A 17,825-nucleotide genomic window follows, 5' to 3' on the forward strand; every position below is an offset into this window, starting at 1 on the left:
CGCTGCCGACAACCGGCATTAGCGATCATAAACGACACCTTGTGCAATGAGATAGGCAGTTAATTCAATCATCGAAAAGGAGAAAGAAATGAAAAAGACAGTATTGACGGCCATGGTGGCGGCAGCGTGTTTCGCGATGAGCTGTGTGGCGGCTTTTGCCGATGTCACCGGGGATTTCAAGGTAACCGGGTACGGCTACACAAACGATGCCGCCTCCGTTAACGGAACGGTTAACCATGGCGCCATCCAGAGCAAGAAAAACGTCGTCGTAGACATCACCTACGACTACTCCTTCGTCGCCGAGAAGACCGAGACCGTAGCGGGTGAAACCTCCACCGTAACCATTTTCGTCCCCGGCAAATGCACCCTCGTCACCAGGGAGACCGCCGACGTCACCACGAAGGACGCCTGCTGGGACAAGAACGGCAATCCGAAAGCGACCAACGGCGCCATCTGGACCGGCACCTATGAGACCTCGACCGTGACCACCCCCCCCTCGACCAAGACCTACACCTTCAACGGCAGCGCCGGCATGACCGCCATCACCGAGCCGACCATCGAGAAGGGACGCCTCAACCCGAAGGGGAAAATCACCGGCTACAACTGGGGCGCCACCCTTTCCGTGGTCCCCAATGCTGACCTGGTAGACCCCGCCCTCGTACCCGCCGGTTACAGCATCGTGTCGGTAACCATCAACGACATTTCCTACACCGCGTACCTCGTCGACCAGTACGGCGTGCAGATCGCCGACACGGTGATGACCGGTTCCATTCCGGTGCAGTAGAGACGATCTCGACCTCACCTGAAACAGATTCACAGGCCTGACCGAAGTTTCGAGGCCCCCGGTTGTCCGGGGGCCTCTTTATTTGTGTCAAGCCACCGCGCGCGGCTATATTTCCCGCGCTTTTTGTTGCGTTTTCATCAGGCGTGTTCTAACATCCCCGCCCGACAAAAGAAGGACAAGATAGAAGAAGGGCATGATCCAGAACACCCATTTCACCTACCGCCCCATCGGCACGCTTAGATCCCCCTATGCACGTCGCATCGATGCGCCGCATCAGGGTACCGTGGTGTCGGGAACACAGACCGGAGAACCTGCGTCGGCCACACTTGAACTCGAGGAATGGCTGGACGAGAAGGCGATACAGGACCTGAAAGGTTTCGAAAGGCTCTGGCTCATCTTCGCCTTTCATTTGAGCGAAGGGTGGCGCAGCAGCGTCAAACCGCCGCGGGGCGGTCCGAAACGCGGCGTCCTCGCCACACGGTCGCCGCACCGCCCCAACTCCATCGGCCTGTCGGCGGTGAAACTGGTCGGGATCGAAGGGAAGACACTGCACCTGCGCGGCGTGGACCTTCTCGACGGGACCCCGGTCCTGGACATCAAGCCGTACGTACCTTACGCCGACGCCTTTCCAAGCGCGAAGGCGGGTTGGATCGACGAGCTTGATGCCACGCTCGGACGCGGCTTTGCGCCGGGTCCCAGAAGGCCGAGGTAGGCGGCTGCATCCGGCCGCCACAGCGAAGATGGTGCCGCGCGCCCCGGGCGACCGCGCTGTTCACCACACAACCGTCCACATGACTAGAGCAAATTCGGCCGGAGACCACACCACGTCCTGACTCCGGCTCCCCCTGATTTCCGCCGCATCCGCCGTTCATCGGTGTCCCCGAAGTACCCACACCGTCCCCAACCGGGACACCCATTTCACCGGCTCCCCCCCGCCAAACTCCCGGCCCACCGCACCTTCGGCTGATGGCACGCTCCCTGCTCTACCCCTTGTCGATACATCGGGCACGCCCTTTTCTGTCTTCGTGCGGGACAACGGGTGCAGCCGTACTTCCACTTGGGATGGAGAAAAAGACATGTTCTCGGATCATTTGCTTGCAAGAATCGGCTGCGCCGGACCGGCTCTGGAAAAATCGCTCGTCCAGGAAACGAGAAAGATCTTCTCGACCCTCCTCGGCATGGACCACCTGCTGCACCTGCCTCTCTCGGTCGATCCCGCCTCCAACTTCGCCGACTGCATCAGCGGCCTGGTCGGCCTTGCCGGTGCATACAACGGCCTGGTGAGCCTGCACGTCTCGACACGGCTGGCGCATCGCATGGCCTGCCAGATGCTCGACATCGATGAACCCAGCGACGAGGAGGTGGAGGACGCCCTGGGCGAGGTGGCCAACGTCCTCGCCGGCGCCTTCAAGCGCTACCTTTCCGAGGAGTCCCTCGCCATACGGCTTTCCACCCCTTCCATCGTCTCTGGAAAGCAGTACGTGATCCACGTGGCCAAGAAGCCGGAGGTGATGACGCTGCTATTCGATTTGGAGGACGAGTGGTTCATCGCGGCGCTCGCCGTGGAACGGGATTGATATCAGAACCTGAACACCCCTTCCGTCGCGATTGTGCAGAGGCTGAACACCCGGTACGAAATGGATTTTCAAGATTCAAGCTAAACACCAGTAATTAGAAGGGTTATTAGTCTGATCTTTTTACGGCAGGATGGCATCCTCCTTGTAACTGTGCGGTTAACACGCACCGCACAGGAGGAAGCCATGAGAACCCTGACCAGATTTCAAGCAAAGCTTTTCACCATACTGGCACTCACCATCGCCGCCGTTGCACTGGAGGGGCTCAACACGGCAGCCCATGCCGACGAGACCCCAGCGGCAACCGCATCCACCAAGGGGATCTGCCCTTACTCCCTGATGCTGCAAAAGTCGGTCGAGGCGCAAAAGGCGTACTTGGCCAAGGTGGAAAAGGCGAAGATGAACAGCAGGATCGACGACCGGGAGGAGACTGCCGACGCGGACGAAGTCGAGACCTCGGGAGAGCGCTCCTTCGCCCTGGTGAGCTTCTCATGGGGTTCCAGAACGAGGTAGGCCGGAAAAGGCTTCTTCCCCTAAAGTCCCGCCGGAGTGCCGCCGAAGAGATCGGACAGCACGCATTTTATGAACCGGCCTGACAAGGGGGCAAACATGCCATGGAGCAATAGAAAAAGCGCACTGATCGCAGCAGCGGCGGCGCTTCTCATAGCTAACGCGGGTCCGGCACCGGCCGACGCACCGCCGGAGATCGACCCGCTGTCGAGGGAATGCATCGGCTGCCACGACGGCGCGGCAGGGCCGGACGTCCGGGTGAACCTGCGCAACAACGCGTCCAACAAGACGATGCATGTGCACTCCTTCGACGGGGAGCACCCCATCGGGATGATCTATCAAAGCTACGTGAGCAAGCAGGGGTACAAACCGATCTCGCCCCAGGAACGCAACATGATCATGGTGAACGGCGCCGTGGGGTGCCTCACCTGTCATGATCCCTTGAACCCCGCCAAGGGGCACCTGATCAAGAGCGACAAGAACAGCGCGCTCTGCATCACCTGCCACGACAAATAGTCCCCATCAAGGCAAGGCCCGGAGTCTCCCCCGGGCCTTCGTTTTTTCCCGAGCCGCTTTTTCCCTTGCAAAATGAAGCCGTCGGCTCTAAGTTGCCGGCATCGCTTGTCAAACCCCGGTGCCACGGAGGACTCAAATGCAGCCCCTGAACGATTACTTCGCACTGCTCAACACGATGGAGTCCGGCGCGGGAGAGGTCGCCATAGACCGCAGCCACAACATGTTCATCATCGGCACGCTCCTGGCGCAAAAGCCGGACGACGTGCTCGAACTCGGCATCGGCACCGGCTATCTCACCGTGAGCCTCGTTCACGCGCTGCGCTACAACGGGAAAGGGAAGCTCACCTGCGTCGACAACTGGGGTGACGCGCGCGGCGGCGACATGGAGGACGTTGCGGGCAACCTGCGCATGGCCGGGGTGAACGTGGTCGCCCCGATGGAAGAGCGCACCTTCCTCGCGAACTCCCCCGACAACGCCTACGATTTCCTCATTTCGGACGCCGACCACGTGAACAGCGGCACCTGGGTGGACGAGCACCTGCGCGTGGTGCGCCCGGGCGGCATCCTCTTCTTCCACGACACCAACAACACCGTCGACTACCCGAACATGGCGCTCATCACGCAGCGGGTGCGGGAACTGGACCTCCCCCATTACCACTTCACGAAGAGCAGCAGGCCCGACGAGCGCTGCGAACGCGGCCTCCTCTTCGTCGTCAAACGCTGACAAGGGATCTCCCCGCGCCATGACCCAGCTCCTTTCCCCTCTACTGAGCGGCTTCGGCCTCGGTGCCGGCCTCATCATCGCCATCGGGAGCCAGAACGCCTTCGTGCTGCGCCAGGGGCTCAAGCGGCAGTACGTCTTCACCGTCTGCACCATCTGCTTTCTCTGCGATTCCCTGCTCATCTCGCTCGGTGCGGGAGGCTTCAGCACCGTGGTTGCCGCCTCCCCGCTTTTCATGAAGCTGACGCTCTGGGGAGGGGTCCTGTTTCTCTTCGCCTACGGCCTGCGCGCCTTCGCCGCCGCCTTCAAGCCCGGCACGCTGGAGTCGGAAGACGGCACAGCTTCCGAAGTGCCGCTCAGGCAGGTGGTGCTCATGACCGTCTCCTTCAGCCTTTTGAACCCGCACGCCTTCCTGGACACGGTGCTTCTTTTGGGAAGCCTCGCCGGGCAGTACCCGGGGCTCTCACGTCTCGCCTTCGCTCTCGGGGCCATGGCCGCCTCCCTCACCTGGTTCTACGGCATCGGCTACGGCGCACGCCTCATCGCCCCCTTTTTCCGCAAGCCGCAGGCCTGGCGGATGCTCGACATCATGGTCGGCTGCACCATGTGGCTCATCGCCTTCAGGCTCGCCTTTCCCGCGCGCTAGCCCCCCTCCCGTTCGCCCTTTTTTGACCTGCGTCAAGGAAAAGACCGTTTTCATGTGGTTTACATGTCCCCTGTTTTTTTATCCATAAAGGGGAGGTATTTCATGATCGATTGCTGTAAGAAGCTGGGAGGGGCGCTGGCGCTGGTACTCATGCTCGCCGGGGCGGCCTTCGCCGGGAAGAGCAACTGCATCACCTGTCACGAGAAGGTGACGCCCAACATCGTAAAGGATTTCCTGGAAGGGGAAATGGGCAAGAGCGGCAGCGTGGACTGCTCCAGCTGTCACGGCAAGGCGCACCAGAGCGCCGCCGACGTCGCCAAGGTGAGCATGCCGACCGAGAAGACCTGCAAGGAGTGCCACACCAAGCAGCACGACCAGTACGCTTCCGGCAAACATGCCGCCGCCTGGGTGGCCATGGACGCCATGCCGACCAACAAGCTCCAGCCCCACGCCTACATCCAGGGGATGAAGGGGTGCGGCGGCTGCCACAAGGTCGGTATCCGCGACGAGAAATCGCGCGCCGAAGGGCAGTACGGCTCCCCCTGCAACTCCTGCCATACCCGTCACAAATTCAGCAAGGCCGAGGCGAAGAAGCCGGAAGCCTGCCGTACCTGCCACATGGGCTTCGACCACCCGCAATGGGAGATGTGGTCCAACTCCAAACACGGCTCCATCTACCAGATGGAAGGTGACACCGGCCGCGCGCCCACCTGCCAGACCTGCCACATGAGCGACGGCGACCACAACGTGATGACCTCCTGGGGCTTCCTGGCGCTGCGCCTCCCCGAGGAGGACGCCGAGTGGATGGGCTACCGCGTCACCATCTTGAAAGGTCTCGGTGTGCTCGACCCGGCCGGCAAACCGACCGCGCGTCTCGACCTCGTGAAAGCCGGTAAGGTCGCCCGTCTCTCCAAGGAGGAGTGGCAGGCGTCCCGCGACAAGATGGTCGGTATCTGCAGCAAGTGCCACAGTGCCACCTACGCGAAGACCCAGCTCGGCAACGCCGACCAGATGATCAAGGAAGCCGACAAGCTGATGGCCGAGGCGATCACCATCGTCGCCGGTCTCTACGAGAAGGGGGTCATCAAGCCGCAGAAGGGGCAGCCCGCCTATCCGGACCTCCTCACCTTCTACGACACGAGGACGCCGATCGAGCAGACCCTCTACGTGATGTTCCTGGAGCACCGCATGCGTGCCTTCCAGGGGGCGTTCCACATGAACCCCGACTACGTCACCTGGTACGGCCTGGCCGAGCTGCAGAAGGACCTGGTGGAGATCAGGACCGAGGCCGCGGCGATGACCCGTGAGGCGGAACACAAGAAGTAGCCTTAAACGGATCAAGTAAGAGGCGGGGCGTCGCAAGGCGCCCCGCCTTTTTGTTGCGCGCGACATGGGAGTTACCATAACTACAACGCCCAAAATACCAGAGTTGCTCACCGTTATATTCGCGTTACACTCAAAGAGTTTCAAAGGGCTCTTTGAGAAGCGCCCCATCAATAAGACGGAGGTGACTTATGCTGAAAAGATTGGCTTTGACAGTGACGATGCTTTCCATGATCACCGCCTGTGCGTCCACTCGCTCGAAACAGGACGCGAACCCCGCCTATGCCTCCCACCAGTTCAGCAACCATGAAGTTGCCATCGCATGGAAGGCGCAGGAAACCGACAAAGGGGTCAGGATCGACGGCACGGTTCAAAACGTGCGTCAGGACATCCCCTACACCTCGCTCCAGCTCACCGCGAAGCTCATTGACGCCAAAGGCAAGGTCATGGCCAAAGAGACCAAGACCTTCAGCGGACGCTTCGCCGGCACGGAACCCTTCACCATCGAGATCCCGGTGGAAAACAAGCAGTGCCTAGACGAGCTGGACTTCTCCTACTCGTACGGGCGCGATGAGGACTTCTACAAAGGCGGCTTCAAAAGCGTGCCGTAACCACTTATCGCGCTTTCCGAAAAACGAAAAGGAAAAGGCCCTGGCTTGTAATGAGCCGAGGGCCTTTTTTTATCTCCAGCGATCATGCGCTTTGGCTTTGCCTAGTGCGGGCCGTGGTGCCGCAACCCTTTCCAGTGGCCCCAGTGACCGTGCTCACCATGGCGGAAGGCCTTGATTGAACCTGCCACCACACCGGCGGGAATCAGCACGAGCCAAGCGGTCAGGATGATCGCTACGATCGCCAGAAGCACGAGCAGTAACGTTTTCATGGTACGCCTCCTTTCCCCCTCTTAATAAGAAGTGTAGCACACGCGCTCTCACATGAACAAGCCGCCCCGGGGTTTGCAGGGGGCCAATCTCGGGTATCATTCATCACGGTCCGCATCTCACCGGCATGGTGCCTGCGGGAGCGAGGATCAAAGGGGGTGTGCCATGACGTCCCAGGACGCAACCGGCAGAGAGGACAAACTGCAGCGCGACCTCGACTACCTTATGGAGTGTCTCGCGGAGATGTTCCACGGCCTGGGCGAGTCCCGGCTCGCCTCCTGCCTTCCCAAGAACGGCTCGGTTGCCCCCTCCGAGGACTGCAAGTTCGTGAGGGCGTGGTCGGTCGCCTTCCAGTTGCTCGGTATGGCGGAGGAAAACGTCTCGGTCCAGACGAGACGGGCCCTGGAAACGAGCCAGGGGCTGGTAGCCGAGCCGGGGCTTTGGGGGAGGGTCCTGGAGAAGCTCTCGCGAAGCGGGGTGCCCGAGGAGGAGATCGCGGCCATGCTCGGGGAGATCCGCGTGGAACCGGTGCTCACCGCCCACCCGACCGAGGCGAAGCGGGCGTCGGTGCTCCGGCACCTGCGCGAACTCTACCTGCTCCTCGTGAAGAGGGAGAACACGGTCTGGACCCCCGCGGAGCGCGACGAGATCCGGGAGGAGATCGTGGCGATGCTTGAGCGGCTCTGGCGCACCGGCGAGGTGCACCTGGAAAAGCCGAAGGTGCTGAACGAGCTCGCCGCCATCATCTATCACCTGCGCGACATCTTCCCGCAGGTGGTCCCGATCCTCGACCGCAGGATCTGCCGGGCCTGGCGCGAGGCGGGGCTCAAGGGAGAACTATCGCTTTTGACCGAGCGCCTCCCACGCGTCTCCTTCAGCACCTGGGTGGGAGGGGACCGGGACGGGCACCCGCTGGTAACCGCGGAGGTGACCGAGGCGACCCTGAGGGAGCTCAGGTTGAACGCGCTCATGCTGGTGCACGGGCAGCTCACCACGCTTGGCAGTCGGCTCAGCATATCGCGCCGCCTCCTCGCGCCTCCCCCGGAGCTCACCAGGCGCCTTGAGGAGCTGCGAACAAGGACCGGTGCGCCGGGGGAGGAGGCGCTCAGGCGCAACCCCGAAGAGCCGTGGCGCCAGATGGTGAACATGATGCGGGCAAGGCTCCCGGTGGAGGTGACCGGCGACGGCGAGGTCCTCTGCGGCGCCGAGGGCTCCCGCTATTGCCGGGCCGCCGAACTCGAGGACGACCTGCGCCTTTTGCGGGACAGCCTGGTTGCGCGCGGCGCCGCCCGCCTGGCCGCGGCCGACGTGGTGCCGGTTTTGCGCAGCGTCGAGGTGTTCGGCTTCCACCTGGCTTCCCTGGACGTAAGGCAAAACAGCGCCTTCCACGACGCCGCGCTGGAGCAGCTCATGACCGCCGCGACCGGGGAGAGCGGTTTTTCACGGTGGAGCGAGGAGGAGCGCATCGCCTTTTTGGACCGCGAGCTCGCCTCGTCGCGCCCCTTCCTGCTCCCGGGAACGAAACCGGGACGCGAGGCCGAGAGCGTCCTCAGCTGCTACCGCGTGCTCGCCGCCCATCTCGCCTCCTTCGGCGGCGCAGGGCTTGGCTCCCTCATCGTCAGCATGACGCGCGGGGTCTCCGATCTCCTCGTGGTCTACCTGCTCGCGCGCGAGGCGGGGCTCGCCGTCCGGGGGGCGCAGGGGTTTGTCTGCCGCCTCCCGGTAGTCCCCCTTTTCGAGACCATCGACGACCTGGAGGGAAGCGCCTCCATCCTGGAGCGGTTCCTGGGCCACCCGGTCACCAGGCGCACCCTCGCAGAGCTCCATGGCGAGCGTCCGGTGCAGCAGGTGATGATAGGCTACAGCGACAGCAACAAGGACGGCGGCATCATGGCGAGCCTGTGGGGGCTGTACCGGGCCCAGGAGGCGATGCTCGAGGTGGGGCGGCGCCTAGACGTGCGTCTGCGCTTTTTCCACGGCCGGGGCGGAACCATCAGCCGCGGGGCGGGGCCGACGAGCCGCTTCCTGCGCGGTCTCCCGGAAGGGTCCGCCGGCGGTGACCTGCGCCTGACCGAACAGGGAGAGGTGATCTCGCAAAAGTACTCGAACCCGTTGAACGCCGCCTACCACCTGGAGCTTCTGCTCGCCGGCACCGCCGGGGTGAGCATCCCCGAGCGCCGCGAACCGGGTGCCGGGCACCCGCTGGAACCGGTGATGGACCGTCTGGCGCACCGCAGCCGGTGCGAGTACGAAAAACTCCTCGCCAGCGAGGGATTTGTCACCTTCTTCCGCCAGGCCACCCCCATCGACGTCATCGAGTCGAGCAGCATCGGCTCCCGGCCGGCCCGGCGCACCGACCACACCACTTTGGCCGACCTGCGCGCCATCCCGTGGGTCTTCAGCTGGAGCCAGGCGCGCTACTTCCTCTCCGGCTGGTACGGCATCGGCTCGGCACTCGAGGAGCTGATGCTCGAGGACGCCCCCCTCTTCGCGCAGTTCGTCCGTTCGACCCAGAGCTGGACCGCGCTGCACTACATAATCAGCAACGCCGCCACCAGCATCGCCAGCGCCGACCCTGCCATCATGGAGGCGTACGCGGGGCTCGTGCACGAAGAAGGTCTCAGAAAGCCGATCCTCTCCGCCATCCATGCCGAATACCGGCGCACCGTGCGGGTCTTGGAAGAGATCTACGGCGGCCCCCTGGCGGAGCGCCGCCCCGCGGTCCACGTCCCGCTCGCCCGCCGCGCGGACGCCCTGCGCGTGCTGCACGAGCGCCAGATCGCCCTCCTGCGCCAGTGGCGCCAGGAGGGGATGCGTCAGAACCGGGAGATGTCGGAAGAGCTCCTTTTCCGGCTCCTGGAAACGGTGCACGCCATCGCCGCCGGCCTCGGCACCACCGGTTGACCCACTCCCCGTAGGGGAATCCGCACCACCCCCTCCTTAATTCCCCATTAGAGAAGGCGCGCTTTGCTCTTAAGAAAAGGGGCGTTACGCCGAAAAGTCCCACAGAATACGGGGAAATATCCCGTCCGGGACAGCCGCCCCCGAGCAAGGAGCATTGTGATGACCATCAAGGCAAAGCTGATGTTGAACGCCACCATCGTGGTGGTAGCCGTTGCGGCGGTCTCCGTCGCAAGCTTTCTGAGCATGAACTCCATCAGGGGGAAACTCTCGTACCTCACCGAGAAAAGCACGCCGTACCAGGTCCGCACCCTGGAGTTCCAGCGCGCCCTGCAGGGGGCGACCGCCGACCTCGTCAAGGTGGAAGCGGCCCGCAGCCAGACGGACTTTGCCGCCGCAAAGACAGAGGCGGAGAAATCGCTCGCCGAAGTTAGGTCCTCACAGGAAAAGCTGGAGGCGGTCTCGGGTGAGAAACTCGAGGCGTCCACCGAGTTCAGCAGCATCGCCCAGGAGCTCTTCGCCACCATGACGGCCCGGCTCGCCTCGGAGCGGGACTCGACCCAGGCCCATGCCCTCATCCTGCAGAAGAGCAAGGAGGCAAGCAGCCGACTGCAGGAGCTGGAGGTGAAGGTAAGGACCCTGCAACAGTCGAGTTCCGCCGCCTATACCAAGGCAAACGACGAGACTGACAAGAGTTCGAGAAGCATCGCCAGCATAGAGACCCTGAAGGTTTCACTGAAGGACATGAGGTACCTCCTCTACGACATACAGCGCTCCCCGGAGAAGAGGCGCGTAACCCAGTACCAGGGAGGGCTGAAAAGGATCCAGCAAAACGGCAACATAAGGCAGAACAAGCAGATAGGCGGCCTATTCGCCACTTTCACCTCCAAGGCGGACCAGTTCGTCAAACTGGCCACCGAGGGGGGGGACGCGAACCGCGCCGATGCCGTATTGAAGGAGGCCCTCGCCACGCTTTCCGAGGTCGAGGACCGCATCGAGGACGAGGTCGACCGGGCCCAGGTCCAGGTCGGGAAGATGTCGGACAAGCTCCCGGGGTACCTCTCCCGCGCCAACACCGCGGTGAACGTCCTCTCCTACAACACCGAGCTCGTCTCCCTCGGCAAGTCACTCGAGGGCCTTTCCGGCCGGCTCTTCTTCGCCAACACGCCGAAGGAGCTGGACGCCGTCGCCGCCGAGTTCGCCCGGGACTACGCCCGCCTCACCGTGGTGGAAAAGTCGGTCGCCCAGCTTTTGAAGGCGGCGGGCGCCGAGCGCGAGTTGCGCAACCTGAACGGCGTGGCCGCTTCGCTTGCCGGGGTGCGCGACACCGTCTTCGCCCAGGACGGCATCGTGGCCAAGCTGCACCAGAAGATGCAGCTCCAGGAAAAGGCGGCACAGGGAGGTGCCCGGCTGCGCGAGGTGGTGGCGAAGCAGGCGGAAAAAGGGAAACAGACCGTGACGGTAGCCCAGGAGGGGCAGGAGCAGGCGATCGGGACGGTGAACCGCACCGTGCGCTACAGCATGACCCTCATCGTGGTGATAGCACTCGTCTCCGCCGTCGTCGGCAACCTGGTCGGCATGTGGATCTTCCGCACCATCTCCCGCCCGATAGGCGAGCTGATCGCCATGGCGGAGCAGGCGGCCGAAGGGAACCTGGCCGTCGAGATCGCGGCGACGAGCGCGGACGAGGTGGGGAGGGTACAGGGGGCGATGGCCCGCATGCTGGGAAGCCTCAGAAACGTGGTGGGCAGGATCGGCGAGGCGACCAGCACCCTTGCCGCGAGCTCCGAGCAGATGGCGGCCACCGCAGGGGTCCTGGAGGACGGTGCAGCGCGTCAGGCGCAGCGCGTCGAAGGTTCTGCCACCGCCATCTCCGAGATGACCACAACCACCATGGACATGGCCAGAAACACGGCGGACACCGCGAACGCGGCCGACACCATGATGGAGATCGCCAAGGAGGGGAAGGAGGCGATGCAGTTGACCGCGGAAGAACTCCAGCACTTCGCCGGAAGCTTCGCGGAAACCGCCCTCATGGTGGAGCAGTTGAGCGACCAGTCCGCACAGATCAGCGAGATCGGCGTCCTGATCAGGGACATCGCCGACCAGACGAACCTTCTGGCCCTGAACGCCGCCATCGAGGCGGCCCGGGCCGGCGAGCAGGGACGAGGCTTCGCCGTCGTCGCCGACAGCGTACGCCAGCTTGCCGAGCGCACCGCGGTGGCCACAGCCGACATCAACCATACCGTCAAGGCGATGCAGGAGAGCGTGAACCGCTCGGTGACCAAGATGGGTGACGAGAGGAAGTGCGTGGACACCATCGTCGAGCGCGTGCAGGGGACCGGGGAGGCGATCGACCGCATCGCGACCTACGTGGAGCAGGTGAACGAGATGGTGCGGCGCATCGCCGTCGCCACCGAGGAGCAGTCGGCATCGAGCAGCGAGGTCTCCCACAACGTGGACGAGATCGCGGGCCTGACGCGTGAGCTGCGCACCGCCTGCAGCGGCATCCGGGAGTCCTCCGCCGGTCTGTCGCACCTGGCCGGCGATCTGAAGGGGATGGTGGAATGGTTCAGGGTGTGACCCTCCCCTCCCCCACGTCCGAAACAAGAAGGCCCCCTGGCACATGCCGGGGGCCTTTTCATTGGTTAATCCGGGAATTCCGGGGAAAACTTGCACTCGGGCCTCCCCCTCCCGCAAGGGGAGGGGGAGGACTGAAGCATCTTAGCCGAAAAGGGGGGCAAGGCGGGATTTGCCTTTGGCCGACCATTTCATGGCGGGGTGCCGGTTTGACCTCATGGTGTGACTCCCGAGAGGACCGACCTCACCTTGGCGGCGAGGCTCCTGACATCGAACGGTTTCTGCAGGAAATTGACGCTGTCGTGCACCACGCCGTGGTCGGCGATGATGTCGGCGGTGTAACCGGACATGAAGAGGCACTTGAGTCCCGGCCTTAACTCCTGGAGCCGCTGGGCAAGGTCGCGGCCGTTCATCCCCGGCATCACCACGTCGGTCAAGAGGAGATCGACCGCCTCCTCAGCGTCCCCCACAAGGCGCAGCGCCTCCTCGGGGTCCCTGGCCACCATGAGGCGATAACCGAGGTTCTCGAGGATGGTGCGGCTCATCTCGATGACCGACGGCTCGTCCTCCACGAGGAGGATGGTCTCGTCCCCCCCCTGGATCGGTTCGACGGCCTTCTCCTCCTGCCCCTCGGCTACCCCGGCCTCGACCGCCGGGAGGAAGATGTCGAAGGTGGTCCCCACCCCCTTGCGGCTCTCCACCCGGATACCCCCCTGGTTCTGCTTCACGATGCCGAACACGGTGGCGAGGCCGAGCCCGGTCCCCTTCCCCATCTCCTTCGTGGTGAAGAAGGGTTCGAAGATGTGCTCGAGGAGCGGCTCGTCGATCCCTTCCCCGGTGTCGGTGACCGACAGAAGCACGTAGGCGCCTGGTGAGAGGTCACCCTTGACGCGGCACTCCGCGTCGCTCAGGACGACATTTTCCGTTCTGATGGTGAGCCTGCCGATCCCGGCGATGGCGTCGCGGGCGTTGACGCAGAGGTTCGCGAGCATCTGGTCCACCTGGGCGGGGTCGATCCTCACCCGGCAAGGTCCTGCGCCCGGGATCCAGACAAGCTCGATCCCCTCCCCGATCAGGCGCTCCAGCATACGGAGCATGCCGGCCACCGTCCCGTTCAGGTCGAGGACCTTCGGCTCGGCGATCTGGCGCCGCGCGAAGGCCAGGAGCTGCTTGGTGATCTCGGCGGAGCGCGCGCCGGCGTCGCGGATCGCCTCCAGGTGCCGGCGCTGCATCGGCGAGTGCTCCGGGTCCATGAGGCAAAGCTCGGCGTGCCCCAGGATCACGCTCAGCATGTTGTTGAAATCGTGGGCGACGCCGCCTGCGAGCCTCCCCACCGACTCCATCTTCTGCGCCTGGTAGAACTGTTCTTCCACCTTCCGGTACTGGGTGATGTCCATGACGATGGAGAGGAGCGCCTTGTGTCCCGCGAGGGTGATCACCTCGCCCCAGCGCCGGCAGAGGAGGGGTTGCCCGCTTCTCGTGCGGCAGGTGATCTCCAGGTCCTGGATCCGACCCTCGCGGTCGAGCTTCTCGCGAATGGCGACGGCGTCCTCGGGGCGGATCCAGCCGATTTCCACCGCCGTCTTCCCTACCGCCTCCTCCCGGATGAACCCGGAGGTGGTGCAGAACTTGTTGTTCACGTCGAGAAAGCGCCAGTCGTCGAGCGAGGTGAGCGAGATCATCACGGGGGCGCTGTCCCAGGCGGCGGCGAACTTCTCGTTGCTCTCCCGCAGGCGCTCCTCCACCCTCGCCCGCCCGGTTATCTCCTGCTGCAACTCGCGGTTCAGCGCCTCAAGCTGCAGGGTACGCTCGACCACGCGCTGTTCGAGCCCCTCTTGCGACTGCTTCAGCCGGTCCACCATGGCGTTGAAGGAATAGGCGAGCTCGATGGTTTCCCTGGTCCCCTCCAGGGGGACCCTGAGGGTCAGGTCGCCCCCCTCTATCTCCGCCGCAGTCCGGGCGATCCGCTCCAGGGGGCGCCCCAGCAACCGGGCCACCACGAGGGCGCAGCAAAGGGTGACCACGATCCCGAGCGCACTGAAGACGAGGGCGCGCTGCAGCTGCTGGCGCACCGGCGCCATCGCCTCCGCCTCGTCGATCTTCACCACCATCCCCCAGGAGACCTCCGGGTTGAGCGGGATGTGCCTGAACGCGGCGAGGACCGGTACTCCGCGGTAGTCGAGCGTCCTGATCGCCCCTTCGCTCCCCTCCGTCGCGAGGCGCGTCGCCTTGCCGCCGTCGACGGTGACGAGCGGGACCACGGGGGTTCCCCCCGGCATCGGGTGCCTCGTGGTCATGAGGAAGCGACGTTTGCCGTCGACCATGACCACCTCCCCGGAGCGCCCGAGGACCCCGGCGATGGAACCTTCCAGAAGCGGCTTCATGACCTGGTCCAGGTCCACGGAGCAGTCAAGGAGCAGGACCGGCCGCTCGTCCGGGGTCAGGTCCTGGCCGATCTGTCTGATGAGGTGCAGCCGTGCGCTGCGCCCGGGACCGCCAGGGAGAAAGCTCACGGTTTCGTCGTTACCCGGGCGGGAGGCTTCCCCGAGCAGCGCCGGGGCGAGCGGCGGATCGGGGAGGTCATCGGCACTCCCCGCCACCAGCGCACCGCTTTGGGGGTCGACGATGTGGACCCCCTCGTAGCGGTATGCGGAGCGCACCACCTCCAGCCACTCGCCAAGCGCCCGGTCCGCGGGCTGCCTGCCGGCGCCGACCCGTTGCACGGCCAGAGACCTGACGACGGGGGCACTGGCGACGGAGAGGGTGTCGGAGTGGCGCTCTTCGAGCCAGGAGGTGATCAGCTTCTTGTTGCCGTCCGCTATGGAGGAAAGGACGGTGAGTTCCTTGGCGGTGCTGTCGGCGACCCTTCCCTTGGTCACACCGAAGGGAAGGCCGTAGAGCTCGCTCAGTTCCACCGCCATGAGGACCAATAAGGACAGGGTGCAGAAGGTGATGACGACCCGTCCGCCGATCCCGGAGTGCCAGGGCATGCGCGGCCTGGGATGTGCGGGCGTTTCCTCAGTCATAGTCGAACCTGGTGATGCGGTACTGTTTCGGGTTTTTCATCACCTGGTCGAGGTACTCGAACCTGAAGCTGCCCTTCAGCGTGGACCACTGTACCGAAGCGGGCACCTTGCCGAGCTTTTTCAGGAAGAGGAACTCGTCGCAAAGGCTCGAACCGTCCGCCTCGATCCCCCTCGGGATGCGGGGTATCCTGCCGACCGCCTTCAAATCCGAGCGCAGGTCCTGGACCAGGCGCGCCTGGGCTCCCTGCGGCAGCGGTTTGCCGTTCAAGGCGGCGATGTCGGCCGCGTTCCAGCGCGCCATCTTCTCCAGGGCGCCCCGGTCCCGTCCCCCCCACATGAGCGCCCGCGTGAGCGCCGCCGCGACCAGCCTGGAGACCTCCGGGTGGAGGTCGGCAACCTTAGCGCTCATGGCAAGGAAGGCGATGCTTTTTTGCTTGCCGATGGCGGTGAAGCGGTCCGGATAGCGTGCGAGGGTGAGTTCCGGGGTGGGGGCCCAGGCAGCGTAGGCGTCGATGCTACCATTCAAGAGGGCATCCTCCATCTCGTTCACCTCCATCGGGACCAGCACCGCATCCGCTTCGCTAAGCCCGCTCCCCGCCAGGGTCTTCATGAGTGCGAAATGCCCGGTCGTCCCGAAGGCGTTGCCGATCCGCTTTCCTTTCAGATCGGAGGCCATCATCCCCCTGGGGCCGATCACGGAGACGTAGTTCTGCTTGAGCAGCGCCACCGCGCAAAGCGGCATCCCGGAGGCGACGGCCTTTATGAAGGGCATGTCACCCATGGTGGCGAGCGCCGAGCGCCCCTGGGATAGTTGCGTGATCGCCTCCCCCCCGTCCCGCACCGGGAGCATGGTCAGCTGAAAGCCTTGGCGGGCAAGGGCCTCGCGCAGGATGCGGTCGCGCTGCAGCGCCGCGGCGAGAGCACCGCCCGGAGAAGCGAGCGGCTGATAGCTCAAGGCAAGCGGCACAATCTTCGCCGGTACCGCGGCGGGAACGAGAATGAGCAGCACGACGAGCGCAAGATGCAGAAGCCTAAGGCTGAGAAGGGCGCGGCACGCCCTGCGGGGGGGGCTGACTGACATACGTTATCCTCCGGCGCTCACGGCGCATAATCAAAGGTGGTCAGGCGAAACCGCGAGCGCCTGCCGAGGACGGACTCGAGAAGATCGGAACGGATGCTGGAGCGGAAACGCTCGCGCGAGGCGTTGGCGGGGACCCTGCCGATGCTCTTCAGGAAGTCGAACTCGCGCAGCAGGTTCGAGTTCGCCTCCCGGTCCGCGGCGGAGATGAGCGGTGCCGCGGGCACGTCGAGGAGGTCGCTGCGGGTGATCGCCGCGATGTCGGCCGCGCTGACCTCCGCGTTCCTGCCGCTGAAGGCCGTCATTCCATGGACCGCCCACTGGCTCGCCGTGTTCAGGTTGTTTCCCTTTTTGAGCCAGCGCACCCCCCTGATGATACCCGCGCAGAGCGCGTCCGCCGCGGGGCGGTTGACCCGCAGCAGCTCTCCGGAAAGGGCGAAGAAGGAAAGACTCACCTGCCGGTAAATGACGCAGAACTGTCCCGGGTACTTCTTCATGGTGATGGTCGGCGTCGGCTCCCAGGCCGCGAAGGCGTCGATGCGCCCCTGCGCGAGCGCCTCCGGCATCTTTTGCAGCTCCATGGAGACCAGGTTCACCTCGCGCTCGGTGAGGCGGACCGAGGCGAGCGCCTGCAACAGCGCGTAGTGGGAGGTGGAGCCAGGAACGTTCCCAACCTTTTTCCCGGCCAGTTGTTCCAGCACCACGTTGCTGCGCGCGAGCACCGAGGAATAGCTTCGCTTCACCGTCCCCGCGATGACGAGGTCGCCGCAGCTTGCCGCCTCGATGGCGGGCATGTCGGAGAACATCACCGCGTCGACCTGGCGGCTGCGCACAAGCGGGACCGCATCGGCTCCCTTGGCCAGGGTCCGAAACGCGATGCGGCAGCCGGCGCGCTCAAGCTCCCGCTTGAGCAAACGGTCCCTTTTCAAGGTTTCCCCGAGGACGGCGACGGGGACCGCCATCGGGAAATAGACGAAGGTGATCACCGTCGGCTCCGCGGCGGGCTTTTTTACCTTTGAAGCCGAGGGCGCACCGACAGCCGCAGTGGCAAAGAGCAGCAAAAGGAGCATCACCCAGATGACTTTGACTGCATAACGGATTGAAATAGGAGGTTGGTTCATCAGTCGCCTGTATTGAACACAATCAATAATAGTTGAAGTTGCTTTACTGATCGGCGATGAACAGAGATAGCTTGAGCGTTTTCCACACAGATTGTGCGGGTTTGACAGTATAAGATGACACAAGGGAAATGGACAAGGAAATAGGTGATTGCGCACCGCTTTGGAAA

The 17,825-nt window shown here is 64.0% G+C and carries 15 protein-coding genes; 11 read left to right on the plus strand and 4 right to left on the minus strand.

What is annotated here, in order from left to right:
- Positions 1 to 88 precede the first annotated feature (88 nt).
- The 9 genes from E8L22_RS04215 to E8L22_RS04255 all read left to right on the plus strand — a co-directional run bounded on the left by E8L22_RS04215 (position 89) and on the right by E8L22_RS04255 (position 6,685).
- Positions 89 to 784 carry a hypothetical protein gene (locus E8L22_RS04215; protein WP_136523988.1) on the plus strand — a complete coding sequence of 232 codons (696 nt, stop codon included), beginning with the start codon at positions 89 to 91 and terminating at the stop codon, positions 782 to 784.
- Between the two features lie 193 nt (positions 785 to 977).
- Positions 978 to 1,496 (plus strand): tRNA (N6-threonylcarbamoyladenosine(37)-N6)-methyltransferase TrmO, encoded by a 519-nt coding sequence (gene tsaA / locus E8L22_RS04220; protein WP_136523989.1) that lies wholly within the window; start codon positions 978 to 980, stop codon positions 1,494 to 1,496.
- Positions 1,497 to 1,860: 364 nt separating this feature from the next.
- Positions 1,861 to 2,361 (plus strand): chemotaxis protein CheX, encoded by a 501-nt coding sequence (locus tag E8L22_RS04225; protein ID WP_136523990.1) that lies wholly within the window; start codon positions 1,861 to 1,863, stop codon positions 2,359 to 2,361.
- A gap of 183 nt (positions 2,362 to 2,544) precedes the next feature.
- Complete coding sequence (locus E8L22_RS04230; RefSeq protein WP_136523991.1) at positions 2,545 to 2,871, plus strand: hypothetical protein; 327 nt, start codon at positions 2,545 to 2,547, stop codon at positions 2,869 to 2,871.
- A 96-nt stretch (positions 2,872 to 2,967) separates the two neighbouring features.
- Positions 2,968 to 3,384, plus strand: a complete 417-nt coding sequence (locus tag E8L22_RS04235; protein ID WP_162604775.1) for a cytochrome c3 family protein — start codon at positions 2,968 to 2,970, stop codon at positions 3,382 to 3,384.
- A 136-nt stretch (positions 3,385 to 3,520) separates the two neighbouring features.
- Positions 3,521 to 4,108 carry a class I SAM-dependent methyltransferase gene (locus tag E8L22_RS04240; protein ID WP_136523993.1) on the plus strand — a complete coding sequence of 196 codons (588 nt, stop codon included), beginning with the start codon at positions 3,521 to 3,523 and terminating at the stop codon, positions 4,106 to 4,108.
- Positions 4,109 to 4,127: 19 nt separating this feature from the next.
- On the plus strand, positions 4,128 to 4,751 hold the full coding sequence (locus E8L22_RS04245) for a LysE/ArgO family amino acid transporter (RefSeq protein WP_136523994.1): 624 nt from the start codon (positions 4,128 to 4,130) through the stop codon (positions 4,749 to 4,751).
- 102 nt (positions 4,752 to 4,853) lie between these two features.
- Positions 4,854 to 6,077 (plus strand): multiheme c-type cytochrome, encoded by a 1,224-nt coding sequence (locus tag E8L22_RS04250; protein ID WP_136523995.1) that lies wholly within the window; start codon positions 4,854 to 4,856, stop codon positions 6,075 to 6,077.
- A 188-nt stretch (positions 6,078 to 6,265) separates the two neighbouring features.
- Positions 6,266 to 6,685: a hypothetical protein gene (locus tag E8L22_RS04255; protein WP_136523996.1), complete on the plus strand. Its 420-nt coding sequence runs from the start codon at positions 6,266 to 6,268 to the stop codon at positions 6,683 to 6,685.
- A 101-nt stretch (positions 6,686 to 6,786) separates the two neighbouring features.
- Here the strand turns inward: E8L22_RS04255 and E8L22_RS21475 are convergent, their stop codons facing one another.
- Positions 6,787 to 6,954: a hypothetical protein gene (locus E8L22_RS21475; RefSeq protein WP_198419378.1), complete on the minus strand. Its 168-nt coding sequence runs from the start codon at positions 6,952 to 6,954 to the stop codon at positions 6,787 to 6,789.
- A gap of 163 nt (positions 6,955 to 7,117) precedes the next feature.
- Here E8L22_RS21475 and E8L22_RS04260 point away from each other — a divergent pair, with 163 nt between their 5' ends.
- Together E8L22_RS04260 and E8L22_RS04265 are read left to right on the plus strand one after the other, a co-directional pair.
- Complete coding sequence (locus E8L22_RS04260) at positions 7,118 to 9,856, plus strand: phosphoenolpyruvate carboxylase (protein ID WP_136523997.1); 2,739 nt, start codon at positions 7,118 to 7,120, stop codon at positions 9,854 to 9,856.
- Between the two features lie 159 nt (positions 9,857 to 10,015).
- The gene (locus tag E8L22_RS04265) at positions 10,016 to 12,436 is read left to right on the plus strand and encodes a methyl-accepting chemotaxis protein (protein WP_136523998.1); all 2,421 of its coding nucleotides are present in this window, start codon (positions 10,016 to 10,018) and stop codon (positions 12,434 to 12,436) included.
- Positions 12,437 to 12,648: 212 nt separating this feature from the next.
- Here the strand turns inward: E8L22_RS04265 and E8L22_RS04270 are convergent, their stop codons facing one another.
- Genes E8L22_RS04270 through E8L22_RS04280 form a run of 3 tightly spaced genes read right to left on the minus strand, consistent with a single transcriptional unit; the run spans position 12,649 to position 17,658 of the window.
- Positions 12,649 to 15,459, minus strand: a complete 2,811-nt coding sequence (locus E8L22_RS04270) for a response regulator (protein ID WP_136523999.1) — start codon at positions 15,457 to 15,459, stop codon at positions 12,649 to 12,651.
- Positions 15,452 to 16,540, minus strand: a complete 1,089-nt coding sequence (locus tag E8L22_RS04275) for an ABC transporter substrate-binding protein (RefSeq protein ID WP_136524000.1) — start codon at positions 16,538 to 16,540, stop codon at positions 15,452 to 15,454. The genes E8L22_RS04270 and E8L22_RS04275 overlap by 8 nt, the downstream gene beginning before the upstream one ends.
- 17 nt (positions 16,541 to 16,557) lie before the next feature.
- Positions 16,558 to 17,658, minus strand: coding sequence for an ABC transporter substrate-binding protein (locus E8L22_RS04280; RefSeq protein ID WP_162604776.1), 1,101 nt, complete (start codon positions 17,656 to 17,658; stop codon positions 16,558 to 16,560).
- Positions 17,659 to 17,825 lie beyond the last annotated feature (167 nt).

The sequence above is a fragment of the Geomonas ferrireducens genome, assembly GCF_004917065.1.
Classification (GTDB): Bacteria; Desulfobacterota; Desulfuromonadia; order Geobacterales; family Geobacteraceae; genus Geomonas; species Geomonas ferrireducens.